The sequence below is a fragment of the Ruegeria sp. AM7 genome (assembly GCF_056535965.1).
This window is the reverse complement of record NZ_JBQFJE010000001.1, coordinates 509,441-528,134: the sequence shown is the minus strand read 5'-3', so window position 1 is coordinate 528,134 and position 18,694 is coordinate 509,441. Positions and strand designations below refer to the sequence as shown.

11 protein-coding genes are annotated in these 18,694 nt (G+C 54.7%); 8 read left to right on the top strand and 3 right to left on the bottom strand.

What is annotated here, in order from left to right:
• The first annotated feature begins 2 nt into the window (after positions 1 to 2).
• Genes ACR3EG_RS02265 through ACR3EG_RS02250 form a run of 4 tightly spaced genes read left to right on the top strand, consistent with a single transcriptional unit; the run spans position 3 to position 4,280 of the window.
• Complete coding sequence (locus tag ACR3EG_RS02265; protein WP_480482545.1) at positions 3 to 1,475, top strand: sugar ABC transporter ATP-binding protein; 1,473 nt, start codon at positions 3 to 5, stop codon at positions 1,473 to 1,475.
• Complete coding sequence (locus tag ACR3EG_RS02260) at positions 1,472 to 2,398, top strand: ABC transporter permease (RefSeq protein WP_480482543.1); 927 nt, start codon at positions 1,472 to 1,474, stop codon at positions 2,396 to 2,398. The genes ACR3EG_RS02265 and ACR3EG_RS02260 overlap by 4 nt, the downstream gene beginning before the upstream one ends.
• A complete protein-coding gene (locus ACR3EG_RS02255; protein WP_480482541.1) occupies positions 2,395 to 3,372 on the top strand; it encodes an ABC transporter permease in 978 nt (325 codons plus the stop codon). Before ACR3EG_RS02260 ends, ACR3EG_RS02255 begins: the two co-directional genes overlap by 4 nt.
• Positions 3,369 to 4,280 carry an SMP-30/gluconolactonase/LRE family protein gene (locus ACR3EG_RS02250; RefSeq protein ID WP_480482539.1) on the top strand — a complete coding sequence of 304 codons (912 nt, stop codon included), beginning with the start codon at positions 3,369 to 3,371 and terminating at the stop codon, positions 4,278 to 4,280. Before ACR3EG_RS02255 ends, ACR3EG_RS02250 begins: the two co-directional genes overlap by 4 nt.
• Here ACR3EG_RS02250 and ACR3EG_RS02245 read toward each other — a convergent pair.
• Both ACR3EG_RS02245 and ACR3EG_RS02240 read right to left on the bottom strand, forming a co-directional pair.
• A complete protein-coding gene (locus ACR3EG_RS02245; protein ID WP_480482537.1) occupies positions 4,277 to 7,057 on the bottom strand; it encodes a DUF6493 family protein in 2,781 nt (926 codons plus the stop codon). The genes ACR3EG_RS02250 and ACR3EG_RS02245 overlap by 4 nt on opposite strands.
• The gene (locus ACR3EG_RS02240; RefSeq protein WP_480482535.1) at positions 6,976 to 8,310 is read right to left on the bottom strand and encodes an SWIM zinc finger family protein; all 1,335 of its coding nucleotides are present in this window, start codon (positions 8,308 to 8,310) and stop codon (positions 6,976 to 6,978) included. The genes ACR3EG_RS02245 and ACR3EG_RS02240 overlap by 82 nt, the downstream gene beginning before the upstream one ends.
• Before the next feature lie 171 nt (positions 8,311 to 8,481).
• Between ACR3EG_RS02240 and ACR3EG_RS02235 the strand changes: the two genes are divergently transcribed.
• The 3 genes from ACR3EG_RS02235 (at position 8,482) to ACR3EG_RS02225 (ending at position 12,571) form a co-directional block, all read left to right on the top strand.
• Entirely contained in the window at positions 8,482 to 9,345 is an 864-nt protein-coding gene (locus tag ACR3EG_RS02235) for a LysR substrate-binding domain-containing protein (RefSeq protein WP_170754209.1), read from the top strand.
• Between the two features lie 143 nt (positions 9,346 to 9,488).
• Positions 9,489 to 11,255, top strand: coding sequence for a type I secretion system permease/ATPase (locus ACR3EG_RS02230; RefSeq protein WP_480482533.1), 1,767 nt, complete (start codon positions 9,489 to 9,491; stop codon positions 11,253 to 11,255).
• A complete protein-coding gene (locus ACR3EG_RS02225; protein WP_480482531.1) occupies positions 11,255 to 12,571 on the top strand; it encodes an HlyD family type I secretion periplasmic adaptor subunit in 1,317 nt (438 codons plus the stop codon). The genes ACR3EG_RS02230 and ACR3EG_RS02225 overlap by 1 nt, the downstream gene beginning before the upstream one ends.
• A 13-nt stretch (positions 12,572 to 12,584) precedes the next feature.
• Here ACR3EG_RS02225 and ACR3EG_RS02220 read toward each other — a convergent pair whose 3' ends face one another.
• Positions 12,585 to 14,633 carry a dockerin type I domain-containing protein gene (locus tag ACR3EG_RS02220; RefSeq protein ID WP_480482529.1) on the bottom strand — a complete coding sequence of 683 codons (2,049 nt, stop codon included), beginning with the start codon at positions 14,631 to 14,633 and terminating at the stop codon, positions 12,585 to 12,587.
• Positions 14,634 to 14,836: 203 nt separating this feature from the next.
• Here ACR3EG_RS02220 and ACR3EG_RS02215 point away from each other — a divergent pair, with 203 nt between their 5' ends.
• Positions 14,837 to 18,655 (top strand): beta strand repeat-containing protein, encoded by a 3,819-nt coding sequence (locus ACR3EG_RS02215; RefSeq protein WP_480482527.1) that lies wholly within the window; start codon positions 14,837 to 14,839, stop codon positions 18,653 to 18,655.
• The last annotated feature ends 39 nt before the right edge of the window (positions 18,656 to 18,694 follow it).

The window sequence follows — 18,694 nt, the reverse complement described above, 5'->3', positions numbered from 1 at the left end:
CGATGAAAGACTTGCAAACGATATCCGGCGCACCTGATGCGCCGGTTGTCGCGCTGGACGCGGCCCATATGTCATTTGGGCCGGTTCAGGCGCTTCGGGCCGCGTCGATCGAGATCAAAGCCGGGGAATGTGTTGGTCTTGTTGGCCATAACGGCGCAGGGAAATCAACGCTGGCCAATGTGATCAATGGGCGTTTAACCCCAACAGAAGGTGCGGTTCGGTATCGGGTCTCGGACCCCGCCCATAAAAACAGCGAAAACGCGCAGGCGTCCGGAGTGCGCAGCGTGTTTCAGGAACTCTCGCTTTGTCCAAATCTGACGGTTCTGGAAAACCTGCGGATCCCGTATCGCAATATGCCGCGCAAAGGCTGGCGCAAAATCGCGTCGCAGAAAATGTCGGACGCTCTGGACCTTGTCTTTCCCGGCCATGGCATTCGCCCTCGCGCCACAGTTGGCGATCTTAGTATTGCCGAACGTCAAATGGTCGAGATCGCCATCGCTTTCGCCGACCGCGACAGCGAGCCCAGTCTTGTCATTCTGGACGAACCAACCTCGTCGCTGGATGCGGCAATCGCTCAGCAGTTGCTGGACCATATCAAGCGTTACTGTTCCGAGGGCGGAGCGGTTCTGTTCATTTCGCACATGATGGGCGAAATTTTCGACGTCTCAACCCGCATCGTGATCATGAAAGACGGTCAGATCGTCGATGACAAGCCGGCACAGGCGTTTACCCGTCAATCCATCGTTGACGCAATGGGGCATGTCGCACCAGATGACGACGGGCAGGGCAGCGCGCGATCCGAACGGGAGCTGGGGCCTGTCCTTGTCAGCTCTGCTATAGGGCTGAACGCGCGCCAGGGCGAGATTGTGGGTTTGGCCGGTCTGGCCGGGCATGGGCAGGCCGAAGCGCTGGCTCAGATCTTCTTTGACCATTCCTCCGTCTGGAAATCAGGCAAGCGCCCCGAGGTTGTTTTCGTGGCCGGTGATCGCGCCCGAGACGGTGTGATGCCCTTATGGTCCATTTTGCGGAACCTATCTTTGACGACCTTACCGGAGTTCAGCAAACGCTGGATGGTCGACCGACCGGCCGAGTCGGGGCTGGTTCAGAAATGGAAAGACCGGATCGGGATTCGCACAGACAACCTGCTGAACCCGATACTATCTCTGTCCGGCGGCAATCAGCAAAAGGTCCTGTTTGCCCGTGCCCTTGCGTCCTCGGCCCCTTTGGTCGTGATGGACGATCCGATGCGCGGCGTGGATATCGGAACGAAAAAAGAAGTCTATCAAATGATTCAAAACGAAGCCGCCAAAGGCCGCAGCTTTCTTTGGTACTCGACCGAGACCGACGAAATTCTGGAATGTGACCGGGTCTTTGTGTTTCGCGCTGGCGAAATCGCTGCAGAACTGGTCGGTGATGCGATCAACGAAGAAAACATCCTGCATGCTTCATTCGAAATGCAGGAGGCAGTGCAATGAGCGGCGATCGTCTACGCCTGGCCCTACCGGTTTTGTCGCTTGTTGTTTTGTTGGGGGCCGTGTTCTACCTGCAGCCCCGCGCGATGAGCTATTTTGGTCTGAACCTGCTGTTCAATCTTGCCATACCAGTGGCTTTGGCCACCATCGCCCAGATGATGATCATCATGGTCAATGACATCGACTTGTCCATCGGGACGTTTGTCAGTTTTTGCGCCTGCGTTACGGCGACATTTGTCCATGACACCCCTGTCATTGGCTACATGATCCTTGCCGCAGCCATCTTGGCTTACGCGCTGCTGGGTGCATTGATCCAATTACGCGGATTGCCCGCCATCGTTGTTACATTGGGCATGTCCTTTGTCTGGGGAGGCCTAGCGGTCTTGATCCTGCCATCCCCCGGTGGAGCGTCGCCGGAATGGCTGAAAACACTGATGAGCCTGAAGACTCCGCTGGTTCCGATCGCCGTTGTTGCACCACTGGTCATTGCATTGGCCGTGCACTTCTTGATCAAGCGATCTTGGATCGGAGTGATCCTACAGGGTGTCGGCGGAAATGACCGTGCAATGGAACGTGCCGGATGGTCCTTGGTGCGATTGCGGGCTTCGGCCTACGGGCTGGCGGGGCTGTTTGGCGTACTTGCAGGGATGTCTCTGGTCGGGCTGACAACCGCCGCGGATGCCAATATCGCGCTGCGTTATACGCTGTTGTCGATAGCTGGCGTCATTCTCGGCGGCGGAGAATTCGTCGGCGGTCGCATTTCTCCTTTCGGGGCCGTGATTGGTGCTTTGACTTTAACGCTGGCCGCCAGTTTCCTGTCGTTTCTGCGCCTGTCACCGGACTGGCAGATTGGCGCGCAGGGCGCGATCCTGATCCTTGTTCTTGCCGTTCGGCTTGTGTTCATCCGCAAAGGGGCCGCTGCATGACCGACAACGCATCAGAACCGATGACCGCTGAAACCCCCGTACGCGCGTTACTAAGCAAACCCTGGATTTGGGCGTTTCTTGCGGCTGCCATTACCTTCGGCGCAACCAGTCTGATCGCCGGATCCGGGGCCGGGTCGCTGTTTTACGCCGCCCTGACCTTTGCGTCTTTTTCGGCCATTGTCGGCATTGGTCAGATGTTGGTTATCACTTTGGGGCCCGGCAACGTGGACCTGTCCATTCCAGCTTCGATGACTTTGGCAGCCACGCTTGCTTTGAAGTTCATGGACAGTGAAACCGCGATGATCTTGCCCGGCCTGCTGGTCGCAATCGGGGTTGGAATCGGCTGCGGGATCATTAACTTTGGCCTGATACTGTTGCTGCGTATCCCGCCTATTATCGCCACGCTTTCAGCCTCGTTCCTGTACCAGTCGCTTGCGATCTGGTCGAACCGGGGCCTGCGGATCAAACCGCCCGAACCGTTGGCAGAATTCGCAACCGGTGGCGCACTTGGTATTCCGAACATCGCCGTAGTCGGCATCCTGTTGGCCATCCTCGCGTGGGTCGTGCTAGAGCGCGCAATTGCCGGCCGCTGGATTTCCGCAATCGGTCAAAACCTGCGCGCCGCCCGTCTCAGCGGAGTGCCCGTCAACGCAGTACGTTTTGGCGTCTACGTGAACTCGGCCGTCTGCGCTGCACTTGCGGGGTTTTTACTCGCCAGCTTCTCGGGCGGGGCCAACCTGAACATGGGAACCGAATACATGTTGATGTCAATTGCCGTGGTCGTGATCGGAGGGTCATCCATCGGTGGCGGCAATTCAAATGTGCCCGGTATCTGGGGTGCCGCTCTCTTTATGTTTTTGATCGTCTCAATGCTGAACTCGTACGGGCTAGGGGCCGGAATTCGGTTGATCCTGACCGGTGTCGTTATCGTCGGGGTCGTCGCATTGGCCAGTCGCAAAGGATATGATGTATGACCCTTTCGCAGACATATGAAATTATACGCCCGGAATTTCGCGATCTGATCCACACCAATGTGGGGCTTTCCCGAATATCTGCGGGACATATCTGGACTGAAGGTCCTGTTTGGTTTCCTGCTCATAATCTGCTGCTGTTTTCAGACATTCCGAACGCGCGGATATGTCAGTGGACACCCGACGGAGGGGTGAGTGTTTACCGGCAGCATTCGGACTATGCCAACGGCAACACCCGCGATCCGATGGGTCGTCTGGTAACCTGCCATCACGGAACCAGATCGGTGATCAGGACCGAGCACGACGGCAGCAGGTCTGTGATTGCAGATCGCCACGCGGGGAAACTCCTGAACTCTCCCAACGACGTGGTCGTGCGACAGGATGGTTCCATTTGGTTCTCGGATCCAACCTATGGAATACTGTCAGACTTGGAAGGGTACAAAGCCGAGCCCGAACAGGACGGCAGTTTCGTGTATCGTGTCGATCCCAATTCGTTTGAAATCACTGCGGTCACGAAAAGCTTTGTCCAACCAAACGGGCTGGCATTTTCAAAGGATGAAACTCGTCTTTTCATCGCTGAGTCCGGCAGCAGCCACGATCCATCTGTACCGTCTGTTCTTCGCGTTTTTGATGTGGGCGAAGATGGCACTCTTGCGAACGGCGCTGAGTTTTGTGAGATTGACAACGGCCTTCCTGATGGGCTGCGTGTAGATCGACACGACAATATCTGGTGCTCGGCAGCGGACGGGGTTCATGTATTTTCTCCTGACGGTGATCTGCTAGGAAAAATCAGAGTGCCCGAAACCGTTGCCAACCTGACTTTTGGTGGAGCGCGGGGAAATGTTCTGTTCATCACCGCATCGACGTCCGTCTACTCGATCTTTGTCAATTCGGCCGGAGCCAGACCCTAGTCTATAGGGCCTTTAAAACCGACCAGCTTTTTGGCGAACTTACCTGTTTTGCCCGAAACCTTTATGTTGTTGAGCGCGACAACGGCTTCTGTATTCTCAAGACCCGTGCCGCTCGCGGTACACAACTCGTGCAGCAACTCAAGCAACCCACCCAAATCTCGTGGCACATCGTCGGGCAGGTCCACCAACATCCAGGACAAGGCGCGTCTGACCGCCTTGCCATGCTGAGCGGACACACCTGCCACCTCGGCCAAACGCTTGGTCCATCGCCGCAGCGGCAACGCTGCGAAAAAGACAAGCTGACGGGCGGCGGCAGCGAATTCGGTCGGACTGAACGTCCTCTGCGCGATGACCGTCGCAAGCGCATCAACCGAGCTTGTTCCGATCCCTTCATCGGCGCTAGCCAAATACCAAGCCAACATTGCGTGAGACATCGGACCGGTGTTTAGTCCCGGTCTGAAGAAAGGGTCCAAAAACATCAGACAGAAGTGGTTGGTTAACTTCTGATCGAGTTCCAACTCGAAGATACCAGACAGAAAAAACAGTTCTGATTGCGAGGGTCTAAGTAAACCGACCCACGGGCTTGGGTGAGTGAACCAACTGACACCTGGATCACCAAGATATGTGTGCGCAAGCTTTGCCGGCACAGCAAAACCCAATTCTCGGGGTAGATGCTTGGGTATCTCAGGCGAAATGTCCACCCGCGGCATAGGCCAGAAATATTCGTCGATCCGACGAATTTCGGCGTGGAACGTATAAATTGCTGGTACACCCGCTCCGGGAATGGAGTTTCCGACCAACTTCTGAACTGCGGGATCAGGTCTACATGGCAGCCGTGAAGCCCAGGCAAGCGCCCATAATTGCGGATCTTTCTCGGGAATGTGATCTGCGCCCATTGCGTAGGCCAGGGCTCTTTCTTCCTCGGTTTCGGGCGTGAAATCCAAAAGGGCTGCTTCGCGATCCTCTGGCGCGAGTCGCATTAGCGCCAACTTAAAATCCGCCTGTCCCGGAACCAACTTCTTCTGCCGGTACTCATTCATACGCTGGATCAGCTGTTGCGGAGCCAGGTATCCACGATTGTCGGTCGGAGCAGACAACATGGGTACCGATAGACCGGCCTGCACAAATGCCAGCAGTTCAGCAGAACGCGCAGAGAACATACCAACAAAGCTGTTTGGATCGGTTCCCAAAGGAATATGACCGGAGTATCGGGGCTGCAGGGAAGGTTCTATTTCCGCCACAAAATCGCTACCGCGCGCCCACGCGAGGGCCGTAGCTGCAATAGGAATCTGCAGATGGCTTCTGCTTTCAAGCCCAGCATCAATCCCGCGCGCCCTCAACTGGTTTGCCCGCTTGGCCAACGGATTCAGCAAAGGCTCTGCTGACGCGCCAAAGCGTGCCATGCCATCCAGAGCACGCTCGGTCAGTACTGCATCATCGCAGTGTTCAAGCAGCGCCAAAAACGTTTCAACAGCTTCTTCCGCCGACGCAACTGGAACGACGTCTTCGAGCACTGGAGTTGGGTAAGGGGTTTCATTGGTTTGGACAGGAGCGTCTTGCAGATGAGCGGCAAGTCGAGTTTGAACAGTAGGAGCTGCCAACTCCAGGTAATCCCGCATCCCAGCCTGTATTTCGGCATCTTTCACCTGATCAAGTTCTTCGACCAAATCAAGCGCCAGCGCCTGAACCTCTCCGGCCTCAGATATCAGGGCCGAAACGGCGACTTTGGCCAAGTCATGCACGCATTGGGGATGCCGTTTGGCACTGCTTTTCAATAGCTTTATCGCGAGTTTTGCCGATGATTTTTGCCTACTTTGAAGCGCCGGTTCAATAGAAGTCACAAGTAAAGTCGGGTCCACCCCCCCATTTGTGTCCATCCGTTTCAAAAACTTAAGGGCGAATGCAACAGTGGGTGGAACAGGGCTGCTCAGCAAGTCGAGGTAACGGTTTGCCCGGTGTGCAATCTCATCTTCCGTGGGATTCATAGCGACGTGGAACCGGGAATACCACCCAGCCCTGAACTGGCCAAAGTCCCGCTCTAACGCATCCAAAGATGCATCCAGAAGCCTTTGCCTGTCCAAAGCTCCGTCCTGGCTGAGTTCAATCAGTAAGTTGGCCCATGAAACATTTCGCCCACAGTACTTATCGCATGCGGCTAGGCTGAGGTCGCCGCCACCTTCGACCTCAAAAAACCGCCAGACATCCTCGGCAAGAAATTGTGTGCGAGCCAATTCCGGAATGCCGGCCTGTCCAGCATAATATCCAAGTATGTAAGCATCAGTTTTGGGGATGGTGCAAAGCCCCTTGTTAACAAGGGCCTGGATTGTAGTAATCAATCGAGGGTTATCTTCGACCGCAGCTTCGGCCCACGCGTTCATCCAGCTTGGGTTCAGTACGGCAAAAACCTCCTCCAGCGGAATTGAACTTGGCAGAATGCGCCAATCGCCGCAGCTGTATTCGGACGGGCGCGCCGTTGCCAAGACAGCCACGCCCAAAGCCTCCAAATCCTTGGCGAGATCAACTGGAGGTTTGAGACCTTTGAACTGAACGTCCCAGGCTGCTTTCTGCTGACGCTTTTGAACTTTCAGCGCAGTTGGAGCAAGTTTACGGCGGTCTTCTTCGGAAAGATCGGCCAGTGCCTTCAGGACACGCTTGGCCGACTTTGTCGTGACCAACCGGATGAAATCCGCTTCGTTCAATGCAAACGCTCCAACTCCATCTCCACTGCAAGAACATGCTTGCAGGGCCCCCGCGTCGTCTGATGTTTGGCGTACCACGGACAAGTACAACTGTATCCGCCTTGAGAGAGACGCACCCGGTGAGTAACGTTTTCACTGACTACGTCGGCGCCATTTTGCGACAACGTCACAGCCTTGCTGTCAAAAAGCGCCCGCGCGGACTTGAGACGAGGGTTGAGCGCCCGCAGACGCTCCAGACCAAACGGGAGCTGCCGGTGGAACCAGGCGTTACGAGAAAGGTCAAAACCAACTTGGCCAATTGCCGCCAGATGTGAGATCGCCTGACGAATGTCTGCGCCTGATACGCCACGTTCATGCCCCATAAACGCTAGGTCGAGACTATCTTGCCAATTCAAATGGGCGCGAATGATCGGAACGCAGCTGTTCGGATGAACCAAATCAGACAGCAACCGTCCATCCCCCGAAAAGCCGCGCCAAGGCTCTGCGTTCAATACCAACGTGAATCTCTGAGAGCCGAAATCCAACTCCCAGGCAGAACTTCCAAGTGACGGGTTTCCATAAACATTCAAATATCGCGCTTTACTCGCCAGAGTCTCCAAAACACGTAAACGATGCGCCCCACGCAAAGGTACACTATCAGCGCTTTTACGCGTCATCGTTCGCACACGGTTTCCCGCGGCAGAAACCCAGAGCAAATGATCGGATTTTGAACGCGGCAACGTACGCAAAAACCTTTGTGCCGGCACGGACGGAAGGGAAAAAACCTTCTCCATACCTGCAAGATGCCCTTGTACTTCGGCGAACCCTTTCAGCCAGCGCAACGGCAGCGGAACTTTGCGTTCTGTCACGCAGCCTTTTTCATGCGCAATATCTACAAAGGATGAACCGATTCCGATTGTTAGTTCGCTGCTTGGTTTCACCTGCGCCAACAGAGCACGCAATTCAGGCCCAAAATCCACATTCGCAGTGCCAGTTCTCCGCTTTTCCACCTCAAGCGACTCCTGCTCGAGGTCCAGTCGCGCATACACACTGCAACAGGCGGAAAACCCTTCAAACCGGACACATTCTCGCCCGACGGTCGCAACCGGGTCAGCTTCGCGCAGGATTCGCGCCAGCATGGCGGGCGGAACATAGAATCGTGAACCAACAATTTCAGATATCGCGCGCAGAGCTTTTGCGGTCAAGTCCGGCTGAATGGCTTTCGCTTTCAGATAAGTTTGCGCGCTTTCTGGCTGGCCTTTGTCCGAAGCCAATCGCAGAAACTTTGCTTGTCCGGAACCCGCCAAGAACGAGCGGCCATCATAGCTATAGATATAATCAATTCCGCTCATTCCGGAGCCCTAAAAACCTGTCAAAGGATGTAAATACTCTGAGCAATGTTAGCTAGCTGAATGAAATCTTTGCAACCATCGCAACTCGGGATTTGGTCTTTTCTTTCAAATAACCCGAGCTCGATATATATACTTTTCTAATAAATGCGGATGTAAATTCAGGTTTTCTCAATGCTTAAATCCGAGCTCAGATCTTTCCATGCGGTTGCGACATTCCGAGGGTTCTCAGCTGCCGCGAGGGAGCTCAACATCACGCAACCTACGCTCTCGACACAGGTAAAAGACCTCGAAAGCCGCTATAATATTCAACTTTTCAACCGCGTTGGGCGTGAAGTACATCTGACAAACGCAGGCGAAGAATTGTTAGCCATTACATCGCGATTGCACCAGGCTGAGATTGACGCCGAAACGCTGCTGGAGTCGTTTCGGGGATTTCACGCCGGTCGCCTCAGTATTGCCGCGGTCGGTCCTTTTCATGCAACGGATATGATCGTTGCCTTCAAATCCAAATACCCGGCGATCGACATTGAGGTTTGGTTTGGCAATTCGCAAAGGTGTTTTGATCGGATTCTGTCCTACGACGCTGATGTCGCCATCCTGGCCGAAGTTCAATCTGACCCCCGAGTGACAACTCAGCTCTATAGTACACACCAAGTAGTGGCGTTCGTAAATTCCGACCACCCTTTTTACCATAAGGAAAGTATCTCAATTGCCGACCTTCACCGACAACGAGTAGTCCGACGCGAGGTCGGTTCCACCACGCGGTTGGCCATCGAAACCGAAACGGAAAAACGAGGAGTCGTTCTGGATCCAATTCTGGAGTTGGGGAGCAGGGAAGCTATTTGGAAGGCTGTAGAACAGGGTATCGGAATCGGCTTCGTCGCCGATTTCGAATTCGTTTCACACCCCAATCTGCGCGCAATTCCGCTTAGAGATGCAAAGGTTGAGACCCGCTATTATCTAGCACATTTGAAAGAGCGCGGAGACTCTCGACTTGTCCAATCCTTCTTTAAAACAGCATTAGAAGCCAAGTGACGCTGGCTGCTTCCGAACCATTTCGGCTGGCTCATTTGTTGCGAACACCACGCTGTTTTCTGGCTTCAGCCTAGACTGGCATTTTCTCTTTCTGACCATCAGTCTAAGATGTGTCAAAGCTCTCAGGACCCAGGGTTCCGTTCGTGAAAAATGACTTAGTACCACCACCTGCCCCTCGCGAGGAGCTTAGAGCCGCGCGCAATCAGGGTGCAAAATTCTTGGCGCTTGCTTTCCTGTTCAGTGTGTTTGTTAACCTTTTGATGCTCACCGGCCCTCTTTTTATGTTGCAGGTCTACGACCGGGTGCTTGGTTCACGCGCGGTGGAAACGCTGGCAGCGCTTTTTTTGTTAGTCGCTCTGCTATATGCCCTGATGGCCATGTTAGACTATGCCCGCGGTCGGATTGTTGCGCGGTTTGGTGCACGGTTCCAATCCCAGCTGGATGAACGGGTGTTTGACGCCACTATGCGCAGATCTCTGCATCCACAAGTCCGTGCAGCTCCGGCAACGGCCCTGCGGGATCTGGAATCCATTCAAAACCTATGCTCATCACCGGTATTGCTGGCTGTGATGGATATTCCGTGGACACCCGTTTTTCTGGCGGCCATTTTCCTTTTTCATCCGCTGCTAGGATGGTTGGCCATCGCAGGAGGTGCGGTTTTGGTCGTCATCGCTCTGATGAACCAACAACTGACGCATCGCAAAATCGCCGCCGCACAATCTGCTTCGGCCAAGGCCAACTCATTTTCGGAACATGCCCGCCAAGCCGCTGAGATTGTGCGCGCTCAGGGTATGCAAACAGACATCACCAACCGCTGGCAGCGACAGCGGACGGACGCATTGCGGCAAACGATTTCCGCCAGTGATTGGACGGGCAGCTTTTCATCTCTGACAAAGTCCCTCCGTCTGTTCTTACAATCTGCCATGTTGGCCCTTGGCGCGTTGCTGGTGTTGCGCAACGAAGTGACGCCAGGTGCTATGATCGCCGCGTCGATCCTACTGGGCCGAGCATTGGCCCCGGTTGAACAGGCTATAGGACAGTGGTCGATGGTTCAGCGCGCCAAAACTGCATGGGGCTCATTGAACGAGTTCCTGCAATCTACGCCGCCCGACGCTCTGCGCACAAAACTGCCCACACCCGAGGCCAATTTAACGGCCAAGACGGTCACGCTAATTCCGCCTGGCGCGGAAAGTCCGACATTGCGCAATGTGTCCTTGTCTTTGGAGCCGGGAAAAGCGCTCGGCGTGATCGGGAAAAGCGGGTCAGGAAAGTCAACACTGGCAAAGGCGCTTTTGGGCCTTTGGCGTCCCGTAAATGGAGAGGTCCGCTTGGGCGGGGCAACCTTGGATCAATACGATTCCGGCGAGTTGGGACAGCACATTGGATACCTGCCGCAGGATGTGACGCTGTTCAACGGAACCGTCTCGGAAAACATCGCGCGCATGTCCGAGAACCCGGATGCTCAGGCCGTGGTAGACGCCGCCAAAAAGGCAAATGCTCATGATCTGATTTTAACGTTGCCCAAAGGCTATGACACGTTTCTTGATGGCAATGACAGCCAGCTATCAGGTGGCCAGAAGCAACGTATTGCTCTAGCACGCGCGCTCTATGGAAATCCGGTTCTGCTTATATTGGATGAGCCGAACTCGGCCTTGGATGCCGATGGAACCGAGGCACTGAACGCGGCAATTCGCGGTCTCAAGTCCGAAGGAAAATCCGCCATCATAATGACCCACCGCCCGCAGGCAATTTCAGAATGCGACGACCTGGTCGTTATTGAAAAAGGGCAGGTCGTGAAATCCGGAAATCGGGACGAGGTTTTAGGAGCTATGGTACAAAATGCCAACGTGATCAAACGCGACCTTAGCAAAACGACTGTCAAGGTAACCCGAGAAAAGGCGAGCGACTGATGCCGGAACAGGACGCAAATAATATACGGCCTGTCTGGCGCATAACTTTCCCTGCTATCGTCGGGTTTGTTGCCTTGGCGATCCTAGTTGGTGGGTTGGGTATATGGTCGGTTCGTACACGACTTGCCGGTGCCATCGTGTCCCAAGGTACCATCGAAGTGGAAAGCAATCGTCAGGTCGTTGAACATCCCGACGGCGGCGTAGTCGGAGAGCTTTTTGCCCGCGACGGAGATGCAGTGGATAGCGGCGACTTGCTGGTGCGGCTTGATGATACTTTCCTCACCTCTGAAAAAACCATTGTCGAAGCGCAGCTGTTCGAGCTTCTGGCGCGCAGAGCCCGTTTGGAAGCCGAACGCGACGGTGTTTCTATCGACAACCTGGCGGCGCAGTTGCATGAGCTTCAAATGCAAGAAGGTTTGGCCGATGACCTTGTCTACGGACAACAGCGTCTGTTCGAAGCGCGCCTGGAAACGCTGACACAACAGACCGGACAATTGCGCAACCAGCTTGTTCAGATTGAAAGTGAGATCAAAGGCAACGATTCTCAACTGGCTTCCCTGCGCCGTCAGATGGAGCTGATCAACGAAGAACTGGAAGACCAGCAAAGCCTGTTTAAACGTGGTTTAACCCCTGCAAGCCGCGTTCTGGCCCTGCAGCGTGAACAGGCTAGCCTGACCGGGGAAATCGGACGTCTTGAGGCATCCATCGCGCGACTTCGCGGGCAGATCGCTTCGACGGAAATTGAAATCGTCGAGTTGACCGCGACACGGCGCGAGGAAGCCATTGCAACACTGAGGGACATTCAGGCCCAGATCGCAGAACTTGCGGAAAGGAGATTGTCGTTAACCGTTCGCTTGTCGCGCCTGGATATTCGGTCTCCGGTCACCGGCACCGTTTATGGCAGCGAGGTATTTGCCTTGCAATCGGTGATTCAGGCAGGTGAGCCTATGATGTATATTGTGCCGCAAGACACACCGTTACTGGTTGCAGCACGAGTGGATGCGATCCATGTGGATCAGCTGCATGTCGGGCAACCCGTTCTGCTGCGCTTCACAGCCTTTAACCAACGTGAAACGCCGGAAATAGCGGGCAAGGTGATCAATGTGTCAGCCGACACTTTCACTGACGAGGCAACAGGTCAAACCTTTTACCGCGCTGAAGTAACACCCGATGACGGCCAGGTCGAACGTCTGAATGGCCAGGAACTGCTACCTGGTATGCCTGTTGAGACTATGATCAAGACGGACGAAAGAACGCCCCTTTCCTTCCTCGTCAAACCGCTATCAGACTATTTCAATCGAGCATTCCGTGAATGACCTGAGAACGGGCTTAAACTGACTCGAGGTTACCTAGCAGAATTGAGGTCATGTCAGCAGCCAGGACATTGTCGACCACCACGATATCTGCGCCCGTCTCGTAATTGACATTGGTTCTGGTGACACCAGAAAGGTCGGCATCGGCGTCGATAAAAACCCATTCCGCCTGGTGTGAAGAAGATTGCCCAACGGCCACTTGCAAGACCGCAAGCGCATCCAACGCGTTCACTGCACCGTCCCTGTTGATATCCGCCGCAATCAGATTTTCGGCGGTAGCCGGCCCCCATGTCGGGTCAAGTCCAACCGCAATACGAAGAACCTGAAGAGCATCAAGGGCTGTAATGTCTCCTGACGCCGTTGAATACCCTTTCACGATATCCAACTCACCCGTGAAGGTTCCTGATGGCAGGCCCAAGTCGAACACCCCATCGTCGTCAGCCCGCACGCTCACGGTCCCGCCTCCATCTATCGAAAAGCGGATCTCAGCGTCGCTTAACCCCGCATTTGTAGATGTGGAATCAATCGTAATGTCACCCTGAATGCCGTCCGAGCTGCCGGGATCAAGCCCACCGAAGTTGCCAAAATCGACGGGAATGTGGTCCGGCCCTCCAAATCCCGCCCCGAACACCTGTACAAGCGACAACGGGCTACCCGTGTTCGAATTTACCTCGATCGTTTCATTCAGGTACTCGATTACCGCACCTGTTGCCGTGGACGTAAAGGTCAATTGTTCGGGCGTTCTGAGTAGAGGGTAATCAAACACATCCAACCGATCGATCCCGGCCTGAAAATCCGTAATCGTAATAGGGTCACTTCCGTATTGGGCAACAAAAATGTCCGCACCAGCCCCGCCCGTCATTATTGTCGCTCCGGTGCCCGCAATCAGAATATCGTCCCCTGCTCCACCGTTCAAAGTTGTTTCCAGAATGCTGCCGCTGAGGATGTCGTTCTGACTTGTTCCGTTCACAGTACCGAACCCGTCACGTACGATGCCCAAATTGGACACATCGACGGACAGCTGTGTCAGTCCCGCATCCTGCTGCGAGGCTACAAGTATCTGCAACTCGTCACCCACATGTGCAACGCTGAAGGCTTCTACGTTTTGCAGACCGCTTTGAAGCGTATCTTCGAAACTGTTTTGGTGAATCAGTTGCCCGTCAGGCGTCATGGTGAACAGTGTAATACCGTCATCTCCTCCGCCGGCGACAACGAAAACATGGCCGTTCACCTCGACAACCTCGAGATCCTGAACATTGCCAAATCGTGTGTGCAAAGAATCCAGCACATGATCTGTGGGGGTCAAACTGCCGTCACTGCCAAGCATCATGACACTCAACGAGTTGCTCTGGGCACCGGCAACCACAACCCAGGACTGACCGTAAGCCTGAACGACTTCCACTGCGGTCGGTGTCGCAATCCCCAAGGTGCTAAGCGTGTCAGCATTATCCACTTCACTGATTGCGCCTGTTCCGTGATCGATACTGAAGGTTTCGACTGTCCCGGAAGTGGCATCGCTGGTCACCAGAATCGAACTGGACCCAATCTGTATCACTTGCATCGAATCAGCTTTGCCCGTGCTTGACCCCGCAAGACGCACAGTCCCATCACCGTTGAGGTTATAGGTCGCAATCTCCCCGGTGGTTTCATGAGCTACAGCCAAAATTCCACCAGACAACTGGGCCACGGCAGAGACATCCCCGCCTCCCACAAGTGTTCCTGTTTCTTGTAGCGCCCCGATTGTGCCGTCTGGATTCAGTTCATACCCAACCAATCCGCTGGCCGAGCGCACGTCCAACACCAGTTGGTCCCCGTCAGCAAAGGAAACAGGTGTTCCAATACGTCCAACCTGAAACGAGATCGAACCCGCAAAATACTCGGTGTCTTGCACTTGCGGGATCGCACCGTCGATCAGTTTCCAAACAACCACGCCGCCGCCTGGGCCCGTCACGCTGTACAGATACGTTTCTCCGTTAAACGTTTTTAAAGCCGTATCGCCGATACCTGAATCGAGCGCTGCACTTCCCGTTGCAACCACTCCTTCGAACTGAAGCATCATAACCATCACCCCACGCCACATCTGGCTTCGTGAATAGGATGACCTGATGCCCAGACCGAAACAAAAGCGCGATTGTGGTGAAAACGAGGAGTTCAGTTTCAGATTAACACAAATTTTTCAGGTCCGACCGCATGAGTCACAGATGGGAAAGACAGATGAACAGCAACTTGCCCCATCGGGCGGACGCGGACACCACATATGAGGGTAAGATGACCAAAGAACCTGAATCCAGAACCCCTACGCACGAATTGCAGGCGAAGGCAGCTGACAAGTCCAAACTACACAAGTGGATCGACGGAAAGATGCGCCGTTGGGCCGGAACAGGACTAGCCGGTGGTCTTGGTTCAACTCTGTTGGCATTGCCCGCACTTGCTCAGGCCACTATCGAGGAACTCTACGCCTTCCAATTCGCGGAAACCATTCCAGGTGTTCGATCGGTCAAGCTGTTGAAGGACGGAGATGTTCTTCTGAAATTGGCAAATGGTCAAACGATGGTCGTTGCAGCTGAAAAGGTTCAAATTCTTGAAAGCGGCGCCATTATGATAGCCGAGGATGCGGTGGCCGAAATTGCACAATTCAGCCTGGCGGCCGAAGCTGGCGGCGCGGCTAGTGCCGGTGGCATCAGCGGCGTAGGCGCTGCACTTGGGGGGCTTGGGCTGGCAGGGGCTGCAGCAGCCGGCGCAGGAGGAGGAGGCGGTGGCGACTCTGCTCCTCCCCCGGCTCCGACCTACCCTCACCTGAACCTTTCTGGTGTACAATCCACCGCATTGAGCAGTGCCGCATTGAACATAAACTCGGCTGAAGGCGCGGAGTCAGTCCAAGTTGCTATTGGAAGTTTTGTCGCGCCGGCCACCTTGAACAGCGATGGAACCTGGAGCCTGTCTTTATCGCCTGCACAGGCAGCCAACCTACCTCAAGGCGTGACAAGTGTTGTCGTCCGCAGCCTCGACGTTGATGGGAACGAAATCTCGACTGAGACGGTCATTTTTGACATCGATACATTGCCACCAAACGTGGCAATTTCAGGACTCTCAGCTGGGAACGTGATGAACGCAGCCGAACAGGCAACTGACTTGATAGTCTCTGGCACAACAGACGCGGAAGATGGACAAACAATTACGGTTACCGTCGGAGGTCAAACCTATACCGGATCAATCTCAGGAGGACAGTGGGCCGTCACGGTTCCCAGCTCGGATCTGGCTGCATTGTCCGATGGTTCTACGATTACTGTTACCGCTGACGTCCAGGACGAGGCCGGAAACCCGGCCGTTCAGGCTACGACCAGCATCGAAACCGATTTCACCGCACCGGCTGTCACTTTAGATCAGGTTGCAGGTGGGTCGATTGACCTTATTGATGTAGGCAGCGACTTGTCACTGACCGGCACGACCACGGCCGCCGACGGGGAAACAATTACGGTAAACTTCAACGGTCAAACATATTCGACAACGGCCTCGAGCGGCAGCTGGAGCGTTTCGGTTCCGGTCGCCGATCTTTCGGGGTTAACGACGGGAACGCCGGTATCTGTAAACGCGGTTGCCTCTGATGCCGCCGGTAACGTTTCACCTCCGGCCTTCAGTTCTGTACCCGTGGACCTGACTGGCCCCACTATCGCTATCTCACCACTGCCCGTTGGAAGTGTCATCAATGCCGCTGAAGTTGGGGCAGATCTGACCATCAGTGGAACAAGCGGAAATGTACAGGATGGACAGCAGGTCACAGTAACAGTGAACGGGCAGACATATACCGGCAATATCACGAGTGGCAGCTGGAGTGTAACCGTCCCCACAGCTGATCTGGTCGCCCTCAGCGACGGTGGCTCATTCACGATTACGGCAGACGTGATGGACACAGATGGTCTTAATGCCCCTCAGGCCAGCGCGACTTTAGACAAAGACGTGACCCCCCCGACCCTGAGCATCGACAGCTTTTCTAGTGGAACCGTTTTAAACGCATCCGAGCGGGGAACTGATTTGACGGTTACTGGATCGTCGACAGCGGAAGACGGCCAAGCTGTCACTGTTGAAATCAATGGGCAGACATACATTGGAACCGTGTCCGGTGGCACCTGGAACGCCACCATCCCTGCGGCACATCTGTCGGCGTTGACTGATGGCGCTACGATTTCTGTCGCTGCCAATGTTTCGGATGCAGCGGGCAATCCTGCATCCGAGGCCAGCAGCAGTTTTAACACGGACTTTTCGGCTCCGACGATCAATATCACCGGGCTATCCGATGGCGCTGTCCTAAACGTATCTGAGCAAACCACCGACATGACAGTTTCTGGGACATCGGATGCTGCAGACGGCACGGTTGTCACTGTTAAAATTGTTCGCCCAGACGGAACCGTGGATGTTTCCGGGACGACAACGGTCTCAGGTGGCACATGGAGTTACACTGCCTCTTCAACGGCGTTGGGTACATTGCAAGATGGGGTCACGTACAATGTCACATCGACGATTGCGGACGCAGCCGGAAATGTTTCCAGCGACACCGGGACTTTGCAAACCGATTTTAGCGCACCTTCCATCACGTTGGATGCGCTGCCAATAGGGCCAATCCTGGATATCAATGAAGCAACCAGCGATCTTGTGGTCTCGGGGTCGACCAGTGCAGAAGACGGACAGATTGTTTCAGTCACATTGAACAATCAAACTTACACAGCTGTTGTCACCGGAGGGACTTGGTCCGCGACAATCCCAACGCTCGACCTTTCATCTTTGTCGGACAGTACCGGATTCACCTTGTCAGCGACGGTCAGCGACACAGCAGGCAACTCGGCGACGCCAGCTACGACAAGCCTTACGACTGATTTGCGCCCGATTTTGACTATAAACCAGACGGGATCAAATAGTGCGGTTGACCTTGGTAGCGCCCAGAGCTCGGGCGTTACAGTTTCCGGAACATCAGTTGGTTTGAGTTCAGGACAAAGTGTTAACATTACGCTGAACGGGTCTCCGGTCGGGTCTGCGACTGTGGCCGCCGATGGCAGTTGGTCTTTGCCGGTCAGCGCGACAGCTTTCACCGGCATTGATGCAGGGGACAATTTGAACTTTCAGGCTTCGGCAACAGTAAGCGGAGGTTCCGATCCTCTTCCGGTTTCGGACCAGAACAATGCTCACGAACCTGGAGCGTATACGATTGTCCAAACAGACAGCAACGGCTCAACTCTGACTTTCGAAATTTACGCAGACCCTGGCCGAGATATATCGAGTGGCTTGGCAATCACTGCAGAACTCGGGTTTGACCCATCGGTCGTAACGTTCGATTCCGGATCGGATGTTGAAAACGGGGCTTTTGACCTGTTTCTCACCAATCCGGTTGGAGCATCGGCAGTAAGTTTCGGCGGAGCAGCCACTGTGTTCACGGATCTTTCCCAACCTTTAGTAACTTTCACCATGACGGTACAAGACACCAGCCAGCCTGTAGTGTTGTCCGTGACAACACCTGACGGTGGTCCAACAGTTTATCACTTAGGCACGGACGGTGACGAAACCCTCACGGCAACCGATGTCGACAACGTTTTGCGCGGTCAGGGAGGCGACGATTCGATCGACTTGACCAGTACGGGACGAGACCTTGTAGTGTTTGAAGCCGACCCAGCGGAAAACGGGGTGGACACGATTACAGGTTTCACTTTGGGTCCCGTTGCCGACGTCACCGACGCATTGATGTTCAGCGGTCTCAACGTAAGTTCCTTGCGCGGCAATGGAACCGGAGTTGAGACCCTCGGCGCAGGGGACGCTTTGGGCGGGAATACCGGCGTTGTGGGCTTCACGACTGTCTTGTCAGATCTGACAACTGGCACCATCGAAACGGCAGTTGAAAGCCTGACTGGCGTACAGAATGGGGACGAGATCTTCGTACTCGCCACCGACGGCACGGACAGCGTACTGGTCAAGGTTGATTATTCGGCTCCGGGATCGGCAACGGTCGATACTGTCGCTCAGTTCACGGGATTGAATGATCTAAGCGGACTGAGCGCGGACAACATCCTACATACCGACCCGACCGGCGCGTCGGTTTAAATTCCTGCCACGCTGCCGGCAATTATTGCTGGCAGCGAC

Excerpts from the sequence above, each read along its gene's own strand:
- ACR3EG_RS02265 (WP_480482545.1), top strand. The coding sequence starts at position 3 with ATGAAAGACTTGCAAACGATATCCGGCGCACCTGATGCGCCGGTTGTC.
- ACR3EG_RS02260 (WP_480482543.1), top strand. The coding sequence starts at position 1,472 with ATGAGCGGCGATCGTCTACGCCTGGCCCTACCGGTTTTGTCGCTTGTT.
- ACR3EG_RS02255 (WP_480482541.1), top strand. The coding sequence starts at position 2,395 with ATGACCGACAACGCATCAGAACCGATGACCGCTGAAACCCCCGTACGC.
- ACR3EG_RS02250 (WP_480482539.1), top strand. The coding sequence starts at position 3,369 with ATGACCCTTTCGCAGACATATGAAATTATACGCCCGGAATTTCGCGAT.
- ACR3EG_RS02240 (WP_480482535.1), bottom strand. The coding sequence starts at position 8,310 with ATGAGCGGAATTGATTATATCTATAGCTATGATGGCCGCTCGTTCTTG.
- ACR3EG_RS02235 (WP_170754209.1), top strand. The coding sequence starts at position 8,482 with ATGCTTAAATCCGAGCTCAGATCTTTCCATGCGGTTGCGACATTCCGA.
- ACR3EG_RS02225 (WP_480482531.1), top strand. The coding sequence starts at position 11,255 with ATGCCGGAACAGGACGCAAATAATATACGGCCTGTCTGGCGCATAACT.
- ACR3EG_RS02220 (WP_480482529.1), bottom strand. The coding sequence starts at position 14,633 with ATGGTTATGATGCTTCAGTTCGAAGGAGTGGTTGCAACGGGAAGTGCA.
- ACR3EG_RS02215 (WP_480482527.1), top strand. The coding sequence starts at position 14,837 with ATGACCAAAGAACCTGAATCCAGAACCCCTACGCACGAATTGCAGGCG.